At 70.2% G+C, this 13,196-nt stretch carries 13 protein-coding genes; 3 read left to right on the top strand and 10 right to left on the bottom strand.

The window, feature by feature from the left end; genetic code table 11:
• Nucleotides 1-103: 103 nt before the first annotated feature.
• Nucleotides 104-2,203 carry a S9 family peptidase gene (locus OOZ19_RS22480; protein ID WP_266092130.1) on the top strand — a complete coding sequence of 700 codons (2,100 nt, stop codon included), beginning with the start codon at nucleotides 104-106 and terminating at the stop codon, nucleotides 2,201-2,203.
• A 256-nt stretch (nucleotides 2,204-2,459) separates the two neighbouring features.
• On the opposite strand, the gene OOZ19_RS22475 is transcribed toward OOZ19_RS22480, so the two are convergent.
• The 5 genes from OOZ19_RS22475 to cmk form a co-directional block, all read right to left on the bottom strand.
• Nucleotides 2,460-3,578: a sensor histidine kinase gene (locus OOZ19_RS22475; RefSeq protein WP_266092129.1), complete on the bottom strand. Its 1,119-nt coding sequence runs from the start codon at nucleotides 3,576-3,578 to the stop codon at nucleotides 2,460-2,462.
• A complete protein-coding gene (locus OOZ19_RS22470; protein WP_266092128.1) occupies nucleotides 3,575-4,273 on the bottom strand; it encodes a response regulator in 699 nt (232 codons plus the stop codon). The genes OOZ19_RS22475 and OOZ19_RS22470 overlap by 4 nt, the downstream gene beginning before the upstream one ends.
• An 89-nt stretch (nucleotides 4,274-4,362) precedes the next feature.
• Complete coding sequence (gene der / locus OOZ19_RS22465; RefSeq protein ID WP_266092127.1) at nucleotides 4,363-5,829, bottom strand: ribosome biogenesis GTPase Der; 1,467 nt, start codon at nucleotides 5,827-5,829, stop codon at nucleotides 4,363-4,365.
• The gene (locus tag OOZ19_RS22460) at nucleotides 5,826-6,503 is read right to left on the bottom strand and encodes a lysophospholipid acyltransferase family protein (RefSeq protein ID WP_266092126.1); all 678 of its coding nucleotides are present in this window, start codon (nucleotides 6,501-6,503) and stop codon (nucleotides 5,826-5,828) included. Before OOZ19_RS22460 ends, der begins: the two co-directional genes overlap by 4 nt.
• Nucleotides 6,500-7,222, bottom strand: a complete 723-nt coding sequence (gene cmk, locus OOZ19_RS22455) for a (d)CMP kinase (protein ID WP_266092125.1) — start codon at nucleotides 7,220-7,222, stop codon at nucleotides 6,500-6,502. The genes OOZ19_RS22460 and cmk overlap by 4 nt, the downstream gene beginning before the upstream one ends.
• 210 nt (nucleotides 7,223-7,432) lie before the next feature.
• Between cmk and OOZ19_RS22450 the strand changes: the two genes are divergently transcribed.
• Together OOZ19_RS22450 and OOZ19_RS22445 are read left to right on the top strand one after the other, a co-directional pair.
• A complete protein-coding gene (locus OOZ19_RS22450) occupies nucleotides 7,433-7,915 on the top strand; it encodes a cation:proton antiporter regulatory subunit (RefSeq protein ID WP_266092124.1) in 483 nt (160 codons plus the stop codon).
• Between the two features lie 135 nt (nucleotides 7,916-8,050).
• Nucleotides 8,051-9,229 (top strand): cation:proton antiporter, encoded by a 1,179-nt coding sequence (locus tag OOZ19_RS22445; RefSeq protein ID WP_266092123.1) that lies wholly within the window; start codon nucleotides 8,051-8,053, stop codon nucleotides 9,227-9,229.
• Between the two features lie 214 nt (nucleotides 9,230-9,443).
• Here the strand turns inward: OOZ19_RS22445 and OOZ19_RS22440 are convergent, their stop codons facing one another.
• Genes OOZ19_RS22440 through OOZ19_RS22420 form a run of 5 tightly spaced genes read right to left on the bottom strand, consistent with a single transcriptional unit; the run spans nucleotide 9,444 to nucleotide 13,181 of the window.
• Nucleotides 9,444-10,217, bottom strand: a complete 774-nt coding sequence (locus OOZ19_RS22440) for a pseudouridine synthase (protein ID WP_266092122.1) — start codon at nucleotides 10,215-10,217, stop codon at nucleotides 9,444-9,446.
• Nucleotides 10,210-10,947 carry an SMC-Scp complex subunit ScpB gene (gene scpB / locus OOZ19_RS22435; protein WP_266092121.1) on the bottom strand — a complete coding sequence of 246 codons (738 nt, stop codon included), beginning with the start codon at nucleotides 10,945-10,947 and terminating at the stop codon, nucleotides 10,210-10,212. The genes OOZ19_RS22440 and scpB overlap by 8 nt, the downstream gene beginning before the upstream one ends.
• A complete protein-coding gene (locus OOZ19_RS22430) occupies nucleotides 10,944-11,819 on the bottom strand; it encodes a segregation and condensation protein A (RefSeq protein ID WP_416309485.1) in 876 nt (291 codons plus the stop codon). Before OOZ19_RS22430 ends, scpB begins: the two co-directional genes overlap by 4 nt.
• A 35-nt stretch (nucleotides 11,820-11,854) precedes the next feature.
• Complete coding sequence (locus OOZ19_RS22425) at nucleotides 11,855-12,205, bottom strand: hypothetical protein (protein WP_266092119.1); 351 nt, start codon at nucleotides 12,203-12,205, stop codon at nucleotides 11,855-11,857.
• A gap of 34 nt (nucleotides 12,206-12,239) precedes the next feature.
• On the bottom strand, nucleotides 12,240-13,181 hold the full coding sequence (locus OOZ19_RS22420) for a ParA family protein (RefSeq protein WP_266092118.1): 942 nt from the start codon (nucleotides 13,179-13,181) through the stop codon (nucleotides 12,240-12,242).
• Nucleotides 13,182-13,196 lie beyond the last annotated feature (15 nt).

The following is a 13,196-nucleotide window of genomic DNA, read 5'->3' as shown; positions in this document are numbered from 1 at the left end:
CGATTCCGTCGGCCAACGTAGGTTGTCAAGACTTTGATCAAGAGCCGACACGCCGACGCCACCTGGCTCCCGCTCATGCCCGGAAAGCTGGCAAAGTGCAGGTATGCAGTCCGTTCCGTCGTTTCCCCGCCACAGCGCGCGCACCCAGGGCTTCACCCTCGGCGTGCCGCGGACCTTCACCATCACCCCCGATGGCAAGACAGTGCTGTTCCTGCGCTCCGCCAGCGGAACGGACCGCAGCAACGCCCTGTGGCGCTGGGACGTCACGACCGGCACCGAGACGCTGGTCGCCGATCCGGCCACACTGCTCATCGACGACGAGGTCTCCGACGAGGAGCAGGCCCGGCGCGAACGTTCCAGGGAACGGGCCACCGGCATCACCGGCTACGCCACCGACAGCGCCGGGACCCAGGTGGCGTTCACCCTGTCCGGCAGGCTGTTCCACGCCGACCTGAGCACCGCGGCCGTCCGCGAACTGCCCGCTCAGCAGCCCGTCGCCGACCCGCGACCGGACCCGCACGGCCGCTGGGTCGCCTACCTCTCCGGCGGGGCGCTGCGCCTGATCGGCACCGACGGCGCCGGCGACCGGGCCTTGGCCGAACCCGAGACCGACACCGTCACCTGGGGAGCCGCCGAGTTCATCGCGGCCGAGGAGATGGCCCGCTACCGCGGCTACTGGTGGTCCCCGGAAGGCACCGCGGTGCTCGCGGCCCGCGTGGACGAGCAACCGGTTCAGCACTGGTACCTCGCCGACCCTGCCGATCCGGCGAAGGCACCGCGAACCCTGCGCTACCCCGCGGCGGGCACCGCCAACGCCGAAGTCCGCCTCACCGTGCTCGGCGTGGACACCGCGCCCGTCGACGTCGAGTGGGACCGCGAAGCCCACCCGTACCTGGTCACCGCGCACTGGTCCCGCGGCGGACCACCGCTGATCGCGGTGCAGAGCCGCGACCAGCGAGTCCAGCTGGTGCTGGTGGTCGACCCCGCCACCGGTCGCACCCGCGAGGTGCACCGCGACACCGACGAGCACTGGATCGAGATCAAGCCCGGCTGGCCCGCCTGGCACCCCAGCGGTGAGCTCGTCCGCATCGGCGTCGACGGCGACAGCTACCGCCTGTTCGTCGGCGACGTGCCGTGGACCCCGGAGTCGCTGCAAGTGCGGTCGATCATCGACATCGGCGAGGACGTCCTGATCTCGGCCTCCGCCGAGGATCCCGCCGAGATCCACCTGTACCGCTGCACCGCCGACGGCGCCGAACGCGTCAGCACCGAACCCGGCGTGCACAGCGCCGTCCGCACCGGGACGACCACCCTGCTCGCCCACTCCGGCCTGGAGTCCCAGCACTCCCGCTTCCGGGTGGCCGACGGCGAACGCGTCCTCGGCGAGATCGGCTCCCACCCGGAGACCCCGTCGATCACGCCCAACGTGGAGCTGCTGCGCCTCGGTGATCGCGAGCTCCGGACCGCGCTGCTGCTGCCGCAGGGCCACACCGACGACGACGGGCCGCTGCCGGTGCTGCTCGATCCCTACGGTGGGCCGCAGGCGCAGCGCGTGCTCGCCCGGCGGCAGGGTTATCTGACCTCCCAGTGGTTCGCCGACCAGGGCTACGCGGTCGTCGTCGTCGACGGTCGCGGCATGACCGGCCGCGGCCCCTCCTGGGACCGCGCGATCAGCGGCGACCTGGCGGAACCTCCGCTGCAGGACCAGGTCGACGCGCTGCACGCGCTGGCGGAGCAGCGCTCCGAGATCGACCTGAGCCGGGTCGCGATCCGCGGCTGGTCCTTCGGCGGCTACCTGGCCGCGCTCGCGGTGCTCCGCCGCCCCGACGTGTTCCACGCCGCCATCGCGGGCGCCCCCGTGACCGACTGGCGGCTCTACGACACCCACTACACCGAGCGCTACCTCGGCGACCCCGCGCGGAACCCGCAGGACTACGCCGCGAGTTCGCTCGCCGACGACGCGGAGAACCTGCACCGACCGCTGCTGCTGCTGCACGGCACCGTCGACGACAACGTCTTCCCCGCGCATTCGCTGCGCCTGTCGGCGGCGTTGCAAGCAGCGGCACGCCCGCACACCATGCTGTCGCTGCCCGGTGTGAGCCACATGCCCACCGACGAGATCACGTCGGAGAACCTGCTGCTGCTCCAAATCGAATTCCTGCGCGCGGCTCTGGGCGGCACCGACCGCACCTCCGAAGCCTGACCAGAACGACAACGCGGGGGCGGCCCCAGCCGCCCCCGCCCGCGGAACCCGCAAGATCCCACTGAATCGGATCCACCATCGTCCTGCTCAGCGGCGAAGCCGCTGAGCAGCGGCCACCGCAGCCGGACCACCCAGCGGTTCTCAGCGTTCTTCGCGCGAAGACAGCACTGGTGCGCGTGGCGGAGCCACTCGAAAAGTGACCCGCAGCGGGAGAACGCCGAGGTTCCCCGCCACCAAAGCAAAGAGGGGAGCCGGGCTACGACCGGTTCAGCGGGAGTTCTGCTCTGAGTTCGAAGCCCTCGTCCGACGGCGCCGCGTCCAACGTGCCGCCCAGCATCCGCACCCGCTCCGACAACCCGGCCAGCCCCGAACCGCCACGGCCCACGTCCGGCGCAGTTCCCACGCTCACCGCGCGAGCGCTCAGCATCGAAGCACCGTTGCGCACCACGACTCGCAGCAGCTCGTCGTCCCCGGTCAGCGCCACCAGGACTTCCGCGCCCGGCGCGTGCTTCGAGACGTTCGTCAGCGCCTCCTGCACCACGCGGTACACGGCCCGGCTCACCCCGGACGACAACTGCACCGCTTGCGAGCACTCATCGCTGAGCGTCGCCCTGACGCCAGACCGCTGAGCCCGCGCCACCAGTTCCGGAATGGCCCGCGCACTCGTCGAGTCCCGCTCCTCCGCCACCAGGCCCAACGTCGAACGCATTTCGCCCAGCGCTTCCTTCGCCAAGCCCCGCACCCGGATCGCCGAGTCTCGGACGTCCGGTTCCGCGGTCGTCGCGGCCAGCGCCGCCGCCTCCACCGCGATCAACGTGACGTGATGGCCCACCGCATCGTGGATCTCACGGGCGATCCGGGCGCGCTCCTCGGCGCGAGCGGTGTCGGCCTTCGCGGACAGCTCCGCATCGGTCGCGTCCTGCAAGCGGCGCATGCTGGTCGTCAACTGGGCCCGAGTCGAGATCAACGTACCGATCACCGCCGGACTCCCCGCAGCGATCAGCACCACCGTCACCGTCAAGGCCAAGTCCGCGGGCGGCAACGACTGCCAGATCAGCACCGGCAGCAACGCACTCGCCGCGGCCAGCGACACCCAGCCCACCAGCCACCAGGTCTGCGACCGGGCGCGCCCCAACCGGAACAACGCGACGAACGCAGCCGCCCAGCCGAGACCGCCTGCCAACCCCGGAAGGCACAGGACCAACGCCAACCGCGGCGACCAATGCCGCAAGACGAGCCCGGCGGACGCGATCAACCCCGTCACCAGGGCCCACGTCGACCCGTTCTGCGCCAGCAACACCGCCACGACGGGAAGCAGCACCGCCAAAACGTCCAGCAGCAACCGCCGCGGACGCGACTCGGTGAGCCCGCTCAACGCCGCTCGCCCTCACCCGTCCCCGCGACGCGCTGCGCGATCAACGCGGCCTGCACGCGGTTCTCGGCCCCCAGCTTGCTCAACACCGTTGAGACATAGCTTTTCACCGTGGCCTCGGTCAACCCCAGCTGCTCGCCGATGTGCGCGTTGGAACGCCCCGCGCCGAGCAGCTCCAGCACCTGACGTTCCCGCGCCGACAAGCTCCGAACCAACCGGACCTCGTGCGCCGAGTCGCCCAGCGAGCGGAACCGCGGCAACAACCGCACCGCGATCCGCGGATCCAGCACCGCGCCGCCGGCGGCCAAGTCCTGCACCGCGCGGACCAACGCCTCCGGCTCCGCGTCCTTCAGCAAGAAGCCGTGCGCACCCAGGCGCAACGCCTCCGCGACGTAGTCGTCCAAGTCGAAGGTCGTGAGCACCGCGCACACCGGAGGACGCGGCAGCCCGCGCAACTCCCGTAACGCGGCCAGCCCGTCCTTGCCCGGCATCTGCACGTCGATCAACGCCACATCCGGTTGGTGCGTTCGCACCACCGACAGCAACTCATCACCGGTACCCGCCTCGGCGACCACCCGGATCAGGCCGTCATGCTCCAGCAGGACCCGCAGGCCCCGCCGCAACATCACCTCGTCATCGGCCAACACCAGCCGGATAGGCCGCGTCGCGGAACCCTCCGCGGCGGAATCAGCACGCACCCTGGGTCACCTCCCCTGTGCAAAGGGCCGACCGAAGGCTATCGGCAAGGCAATCTTGGTCTGCGTGCAGTACCCGGCCACTGGTCCGATCAGCGGCGTGCTTTGCGCCCGTCCTTGCGTTCCCGAACTCGCACCGAGATCCGAACCGGGCTGCCGGTGAACCCGAACTCCTCGCGGAACTTGCGCTCCACGAACCGCCGGTAACCGGCCTCCAGGAACCCGGTGGTGAACAGCACCAGTGTCGGCGGACGCGGATGCGCCTGCGTCGCGAACAGGATCTTCGGCTGCTTGCCGCCGCGCACCGGCGGCGGGCTCGCCGCGACCAGATCCGACAGCCAGGAGTTGAGCCGACCGGTCGGCACCCGGGTGTCCCAGGACTCCAGCGCGGTGCGCAGCACCGGCGCCAGCTTCGCCACCGAACGCCCCGTCTCCGCGGAGACGTTCACCCGCTCCGCCCACCGGGCCCGCACCATCTCGCGGTCCAGCTCGTTGTCCAGCCGCCGCCTGCGGTCGTCGTCGACCAGGTCCCACTTGTTGCACAGCAGCACCAGCGCACGACCCGCATCGATGACCATGCTGATCACCCGCAGGTCCTGCTCGGTCAACGGCTCGGAAGCGTCGATCAGCACGACCGCCACCTCCGCCGCCTCGATCGCGGCCTTCGTCCGCAGCGACGCGTAGTACTCGGTGCCGCTCGCGGTCCGGACCCGCTTGCGCAGCCCCGCCGTGTCGACGAACCGCCACACCTCGCCGTCGAGCTCGACCAGCGAGTCGACCGGGTCGACCGTGGTCCCCGCGACGTCGTGCACCACCGAACGCTGCTCACCGGTCAGCCGGTTGAGCAGGCTCGACTTGCCCACATTCGGCTTTCCCACCAGCGCGACCCGGCGAGGCCCGCCGGTGACACCGAACTGCTCGTGCGGCACGTCCGGGAAGACGTCCAGGACCGCGTCCAGCAGGTCACCGGAACCACGCCCGTGCAGACCGCTGATCGGCCGCGGTTCTCCCAGCCCGAGCGACCACAGGGCCGCCGCGTCCGCGTAGGTCCGCTCGTCGTCGACCTTGTTCGCCGCCAGCAGCACCGGCCGCTTCGAACGGCGCAGCACCCGCGCCACGGCCTCTTCCGTCGCGGTCGCGCCGACCTGGGCGTCCACCACGAGCAGCACCGCGTCCGCCGTGGACATCGCCATCTCCGCCTGCTGGGCGACAGCCGCCTGCAGCCCCTTGGCGCTCGGCTCCCAGCCGCCCGTGTCGACCACCGTGAAACGCCTGCCGTTCCACAACGCGTCGTAGGACACGCGGTCCCGCGTCACGCCCGGCTGGTCCTGCACGACCGCCTCGCGGCGCCCCAGCAGCCTGTTCACCAGCGTCGACTTGCCCACGTTCGGCCTGCCCACGACGGCCAGCACCGGCTGCGGCCCGCCCTCGGCGGCGTCCTCGGCGCCCTCGACCCCGTCGAACTCGGTCCATTCGGCCTCGTCCGACCACGTACCGTCCAGGCCGCCGTCGAGCGGCGCACCCACATCTTCCGGGCGGCCCACCGACTCTTCGGTCACGCTCGTTTCCCTCTCGCATCGTCGCTTTCGGAGGTCTCGGCGATCAGCCCGTCCAATTCGGCGATCAGCCCGACCAGTTCATTGCGGACCTGCTCGGTCGCTGCCGTCAACCCGGCGCGCCCCTTGGCCACCGGCAACGTCACCGGCTCGCCGAACAGCACATCCACCCTGGGCAACAGCCTACGGCCCTGCCCAGCCGGACGGTGCGTGCCCCGGCAGGCCACCGGCAGCAGCCGCGCACCGGAAGTCCTCGCCAACCACGCGGCACCGTGCTGCGCGTTGGACACCTCACCATCACCGCGAGTTCCTTCCGGGAACACGCCTACCAACCCGTCCGCCCGCAACACCCGCACCGCCGCCAGCAGCGGAGTCCGGTCCGGTTCCCCGCGGCGCACCGGGATCTGCCCGATCCGGCGCAGGAACCAGCCGAGCGGCCCTCGGAACAACTCGTGCTTGACCAGGAACACCACGTTGCGCGGCAGGATTCCGAACAGCAGCGGAGCTTCCAGCAGCGAACTGTGGTTGGCCACCAGCACCAGCGGGCCGGTGCGCGGAACCCGATCGAGGTGGTGCACCCGCACCCGGTACGGCAGCCGCACGAAGGTCTTCCCGATCCAGCGGCCCACCCGGTGCAGTCGCCGCGACGCGCCCTCCGGCAGATCTCCCGCGCTCATCGCGTCGACTCCACCCCTGCGAACAGCCCCCTGGTGTCCACCAGCGTCCGCAGCTGCTCCAACACGCCAGCGACGTCCAGCTCGGTGGTGTCGAGTTCGACGGCGTCGTCCGCCATCCGCAGCGGCGACACCGCGCGACCGGAGTCGAACGCGTCCCGTCGCTGCACGTCGGCATGCGTGCTCTCCAGATCGGAGACCCGGCCGGCCGCCGAATCCTGATCGCTGCGGCGGCGCGCCCGCGCCTGCGACGAAGCGGTCAAGTACACCTTCAACTCGGCGTCGCGCGCGACGACCGTGCCGATGTCGCGGCCCTCGACCACCACACCACCAGGTTCGCCCAGCGCCTCCCGGATGAGCCTGCGCTGCTCGTCGACCAGCAGCTCGCGCACCCGCGCGACCGCCGAGACCGCCGAGACCGCACCGGTCACCGCGGCGCCGCGGATTTCCTGCCCCACGTCTTCGCCCGCGAGGGTCACGGTCGGCAGCAGCGGGTTCGTGCCCATCACCGGCAGCGCCGACGCGGCCACCTCGGCCACCGCGGCCTCATCGGCGACCGGCACCTCCGCGCGCAGCACCGCGAGCGTGACCGCCCGGTACATCGCGCCCGTGTCGAGGTACGACGCAGACAGCGCCGCGGCCAGCTTCCGGGCCACCGTCGACTTCCCAGTGCCCGAGGGGCCGTCGAGGGCCACCACCCCACGAAGCTCGGCGTGTGCCACGTCGAGTCTCCTCCTTAGTCACCGCCGGCCGAGGAAACGCCGGACCAACCACTCATTGTGCCTGCTCCACCGATGGGTTCCCCACTTGCGTCCACGATCGGCGGCACGCCGCTCACGGCACGCGCCCATCGGGCGTGTTCCGAGTCGGTCCTCGCCGGTTCGGTCCAGGTGTTGCTCACGCGCACGCCTTCTTGTATTACGCTCGAACACGTGGACGTCACAGTGACCCCGCTTCCGGGACTCGGGACCCAACAGGACTTCGTCACTCGTTCCGGGCACAGGATCGGTGTGATCACGTATCGCGACGGACGCTTCGAGCTGATCGTCTCCGGCCACGACGACCCGGACAAGGTCGCCGCCTCGGCCGGGCTGACCGCCGAGGAGACCAACACCCTCGCCAACCTGCTCGGCGCCCCTCAACTGGTGGCGCGCTTGAGCGAGCAGCAGCGCGGGGTCGCTGGGATCAACACCTGGCAGCTCCCGGTGAACCAGGGCTCGCCGTACGAAGGACGAGCCCTCGGCGACACCGAGATGCGCACCCGCACCTCGGCGTCGATCGTCGCCGTCGTCCGCGGCGGGACCGTGCACCCGTCACCGCGCCCCGACTTCGAGTTCAGCGCCGGCGACCTGGTGGTCGTGGTCGGCACCGCCGACGGACTCCGGGCCGCAGGCGAAATCCTCGAACGGGGCTAGACGCAGAGCCGAGCCCCGCAGAGGACAAGGTCGTCCGCACCCGCCCAAGAGCACCGCGCTCTTGGGCGGAAACCCCGTGCGCTCAAGCAGCGGGACAACTGAATAGGTACTCGGACAGGGGCGAGAGGAAACACGGTGCACGACACGGCGATCTCCCTCATCGAACTGGGAGCGGTGTTCTTCGGTCTCGGCGTATTAGGCCGCCTCGCCTGGAAAATCGGCATCTCACCGATCCCGCTTTACCTCATAGGTGGAATCGCCTTCGGCACCGGCGGATTGATACCGCTGCACGGGATCGAACCGTTCACGCATCTAGCCTCCGAAATAGGCGTGGTGCTGCTGTTGCTCCTACTCGGGCTGGAGTACTCGGCTGGCGAACTCGTCACGGGGCTCCGGCGTTCTTGGCTGGCCGGTCTGGTCGATCTGGTGCTGAACACGGCCCCCGGGGCGATCGTCGCCCTGATGCTGGGCTGGGGTCCGATCGGCGCGCTGACCATGGCGGGCGTCACCTACATCTCTTCTTCCGGCATCATCGCGAAAGTCCTCGGCGACCTCGGTCGGCTCGGTAACCGCGAAACACCTGTCGTGCTGTCCATCCTGGTCTTCGAGGACCTGGCGATGGCGCTCTACCTCCCGATCCTCACGGCGGTCCTGGGCGGGGTCAGCCTGCTCGGCGGGCTGACCGCCGTCGGCGTCTCGCTGATCGTGATCTCGATCGTGCTCGTCGTCGCCTTGAAGTTCGGGCGCTACGTCTCCGCACTGATCGACAGCCCCGATCCTGAGGTGTTCCTGCTGCGCCTGCTGGGTTCGGCCCTGCTGGTCGCAGGCATCGCCTCGGAGCTGCAGGTCTCGGCCGCGGTGGGTTCGTTCCTGCTCGGCATCGCGATCTCCGGTTCCACCGCGCAGAACGCGACCCGGATGCTGGAGCCGTTGCGCGACCTGTTCGCGGCGGTGTTCTTCGTGGTCTTCGGGCTCAACACCGATCCGTCGCAGATTCCGCCGGTGCTCGGGTTCGCCCTGCTGCTGGCCGTGGTCACCGCCATCACGAAGATCGGTACCGGCTGGTTCGCCGCCCGTTCCCAGGGCATCGGCAAGATGGGCCGCGCCCGAGCCGGTGCTGCGCTCGTCGCCCGCGGTGAGTTCTCTATCGTCATCGCCGGGCTCGCTGTCGGCTCCGGAGCCGTCTCCGGCGAACTCGCCGCCCTGGCCACCGCGTACGTCCTGCTCATGGCCATCTTGGGGCCGGTAGCGGCACGGGTCGTCGAGCCCGTCGCCCGGCTGGTCGTCTCGCGGAAGCCGCAGACCCAGGCCTGAGCCGAACCGCGCCCGCTCCGCACGAAGTCAGGCCGGGGACACCGGACGGTCCGCTGATCGAACGTCCGCGTCCCCGGCCTGACCTGTCATTGCGAGTTTTCCCGGTTCGAGCGAACCGGACCAGACCTAGGAAAAATTTCACTCGGCACTGAACAAATCACGACCATCGAACAGGTCGCGCGTGAAGTGATCCGAACCGAATCACTTCCGAAGATCACATGCCGACGGCCCGGTAGAGCGCGCCGATCTCCTTGCGGTCCAGCCTGCGGATCGCGCCAGGACGCTCGCTGGTCAGCTTCACCTCGTCGATCGCGGTGCGCACCAGGCGCCGCACCGGGTGACCGACCTGCTCCAGCATTCGCCGCACCACGTGCTTGCGCCCCTCGTGCAGGACGACCTCGACCAGCGCACGGCCCTCGTTGACGTCGACCAGCCGGAACTTGTCGACCTTCACCGGACCGTCGTCGAGCTGCACCCCGGAGCGCAGCTGCTTGCCCAGGTCCTTCGCGATCGGCCCCGGCACCTCCGCCAGGTACGTCTTGAGCACCTGGTACGACGGGTGCATCAGCCGGTGTGCCAGCTCGCCGTCGTTCGTGATCAGCAGCAGGCCCTCGGTGTCGACGTCCAGCCGCCCGACGTGGAACAGCTTGCCGTCGCGCTCCCGCAGGTAATCACCGATGCAGGGACGCCCCTGGTCATCGGACATGGAGCACAGGATGCCCTGCGGCTTGTTCAGCAGCAGGTGCTGCACGTCCTCGTTGACGACCACTCTGGAACCGTCCACGTGGATCACCGACGTCTGCGGGTCCACCCGGCGTCCGAGCTCGGTGACGACCTCGCCGTCCACCTCGATGCGACCTTGGGTGATCATGCCCTCCGCGGCGCGACGCGAAGCCACCCCCGCACGGGACAGCACCTTCTGCAGCCGGATGCCCTCCGGCTGCGAATCCGCAGCGGACGAAGAAGCCGGGGCACGGTGTTCAGACATCGTCGATCGTATCCACTTCAGGCAACAAGGGAGCCAGCGGCGGAAGATCCTTCAGCGACGACAGTCCGAGCCGTTCCAAGAACAGCTCCGTCGTGCAGTACAGGAACCCGCCGGTCTCCGGGTCGGTACCGGCCTCCTCGACAAGGCCGCGCCCCACCAGGGTACGGATGACGCCGTCGACGTTGACACCGCGTACCGCCGCCACCCTCGCACGCGTCACCGGCTGCCGGTACGAGATCACCGCGAGCGTCTCCAAGGCCGCCCTGGTCAGCTTCGCCCGCTGCCCGTCGAGCAGGTACCGCTCGACGTACGGCGCGTAGGTCTCGCGGGTGTAGAAGCGCCAGCCCTCGCCGACTCGGCGCAGGTCGATGCCCCGCTCGGACTCCTCGTAGCCCTGCGCCAACCGCTGCAGCGCGGTGCGGATCCGGGCGACCGGCTGCTCCAGGGTGTCCGCCAGCAGCTCCTCCCCCGCCGGAACGTCGACCACGAGCAGCAGCGCCTCCAACGCCGAGTCCAAGGCCTCGTCCGCGGTCAGGTCCGGCGGCGTGCGCGACACCGGGGCACCCGACGCATCCGCGCGAGGCTGCTCGGCCGCCTCAGCCGCGGGATCCGGGGTCGCCTGCTCAGCCGCGCCGGGCACGGTGGCACCGGAGTCGGCGAGGTCTTCCGCGATCCGTTCCTGCTCGACCTGGGGCTCCGCGCCGGAAGCGTCGTCGTTCACTGCCTTCACCCGTATTCCTCGTCGTGCGCGCTCCGCCGGTCCGCCTCGGCCGTCGCCCGCGCCTCCTCCAGGCTGCCGCCGACCCACCGCACCAGCAGATCCCCTAGCGGGTCCTCCTGCTCGAAGGCGAGCACCTTCTCCCGGAACAACTCCAGCAACGCCAGGAAACGAGCCACGATCTCCACCGTGTGCTCGCAGTCCTCCACCAGCGTCGAGAAGTCCGCGGCGCCCAGCTCGGCCAGCCGCACCCGCAACATCGCCGCGTGTTCCCGCACCGACACCTGGTGCTGGTGGATGTGGTCCAGCGACACCGAAGGCGGCGGTTTCGGCCGGAAGACCGCAGCGGCGATCTCCGCCAGCCGCTGCGGGCCGACCCCGATCATCACCTCGGGCAACAGCCCCTCGAACCGCGGTTCCAGCGCCACCGACCGCGGATACCGCCGCAGCGCCCCCGCCTCCAGCTCGCCGAACAACGCCGCGACCTGCTTGTACGCCCGGTACTGCAACAACCGCGCGAACAGCAGGTCGCGCGCCTCCAGCAAGGCCAGGTCGTCTTCGTCCTCCACCTCCGCGGCAGGGAGCAACCGCGCGGCCTTCAGGTCCAGCAACGTCGCCGCGACGACCAGGAACTCGGTGGTCTCGTCGAGGTTCCAGTGCTCCCCTAAGGCCTTGGTGTAGGCGATGAACTCATCGGTCACCTTGTGCAGCGCGACCTCGGTGACGTCCATCCGGTGCTGGGAGATCAGCTGCAGCAGCAGGTCGAACGGACCCTCGAAGTTGTCCAGCCGCACCGTGAAGCGCCCCGAGGACTGCGCCTGCTCCTGCGCAGCGGCGGGAACGGGCGCGGCGTCTGGCGCGGCGGCATCGACCTGGTCCTGCACCGGATCGGCTTCGACCCCGCCGGTGACGGAATCGGTCACTCGCCGGACTCCGCCAGCAGCCTGCGCACCAGCACCGAATCCGCGCCACGCGCATCAAGATCAGCGAGCAGCATCGCCACCCCTTCACGCACGACCCTGCCGCGATCCACCGCGATACCGTGCTCAGCGCGCAGGGCGAGCCGGGCCTGTTCCAACGCCAGCAACTCCTCATCGGAGACGTACACGGTGATTTTCGCATCGTGCTTGCGACGCCCCGACCCCGACCTGTCCTGCCGCCCACCGGCGGGCGCCTCGGGGGCGGCGCGGTGCTCGGCCGGCGCCTCCGGCGTGCGCACCGTCGTCCGGAACAGCTCGGATGCACCGGGCAACTCGGCACGACGCCTCACACGCCCTCCCCTGCGCCCAGCCGCACGGGAACGATCACCGCGCGATCACCTCACGAGCCAGCGAGCGGTAGGCCTGCGCCCCCGCCGACCGCGGCGCCCACCTGGTGATCGGCTCACCCGCCACCGTGGTCTCCGGGAACCGCACCGTCCGGTTGATCACGCTGTCGAACACGACATCGCCGAACGCCTCCACCACCCGGGCCATCACCTCGCGCGAGTGCAAGGTGCGCGGGTCGAACATCGTCGCCAGGATGCCGCTGATCTCGAGCTTCGGGTTCAGCCGTTCCTGCACCTTCTCGATCGTGTCGATCAGCAGGGCGACCCCGCGGAGGCTGAAGAACTCGCACTCCAGCGGAATGATCACGCCGTCGGCGGCGGCGAGCGCGTTCACCGTCAGCAGGCCCAGCGACGGCTGGCAGTCGACCAGGATGAAGTCGTACTCCTTCATCGCCGGGAACAGCACGCGCTGCAGCGTCTGCTCGCGACCGACCTCGGCGACCAGCTGCACCTCGGCGGCGGACAGGTCGATGTTGCTCGGCAGCAGGTCCATGCCCTCGACCGTCGTGGACATCACGACGTCGCGGACGTCCACCGCCCGCTCCATGATCACGTTGTAGATCGTCTGGTCCAGCTGGTGCGGCTGCACTCCCAGGCCGACCGAGAGCGCACCCTGCGGGTCGAAGTCCACCAGCAGCACCCGCCGCCCGTACTCGGCGAGCGCGGCACCCAGGTTGATCGTCGACGTCGTCTTGCCGACGCCGCCTTTCTGGTTGCACATGGCGAGCACCGAGGCGGGACCGTGCCGATCCAGCAGCGGCGGCTCCGGGACGTGCCTGCGCGGCCTGCCGGTCGGGCCGACGTTCCCGTCGGGTGACAATTCGGCTTCACCGCCCGAAGCCGACGGCTTGTGCGGGGCGATGCTCAGGTCGACCGCGCCCCGGGACCGCCCTTCGGCGGAGGGCTGCGGTGTCGACATGGCGCTAGGACTCCT

Origin of the sequence: Saccharopolyspora sp. NFXS83, assembly GCF_026241095.1 — a bacterium.
Classification (GTDB): domain Bacteria; phylum Actinomycetota; class Actinomycetes; order Mycobacteriales; family Pseudonocardiaceae; genus Saccharopolyspora_C.
Note: the sequence above shows the minus strand (reverse complement) of the source record. Positions and strands in the feature narration are given on the sequence as shown.

What these genes read in the sequence shown, in the direction of transcription:
- OOZ19_RS22480 (WP_266092130.1), top strand. Translation starts at nt 104, where the DNA reads ATGCAGTCCGTTCCGTCGTTTCCCCGCCACAGCGCGCGCACCCAGGGC.
- OOZ19_RS22460 (WP_266092126.1), bottom strand. Translation starts at nt 6,503, where the DNA reads ATGAGCGCGGGAGATCTGCCGGAGGGCGCGTCGCGGCGACTGCACCGG.
- OOZ19_RS22440 (WP_266092122.1), bottom strand. Translation starts at nt 10,217, where the DNA reads ATGTCTGAACACCGTGCCCCGGCTTCTTCGTCCGCTGCGGATTCGCAG.
- OOZ19_RS22420 (WP_266092118.1), bottom strand. Translation starts at nt 13,181, where the DNA reads ATGTCGACACCGCAGCCCTCCGCCGAAGGGCGGTCCCGGGGCGCGGTC.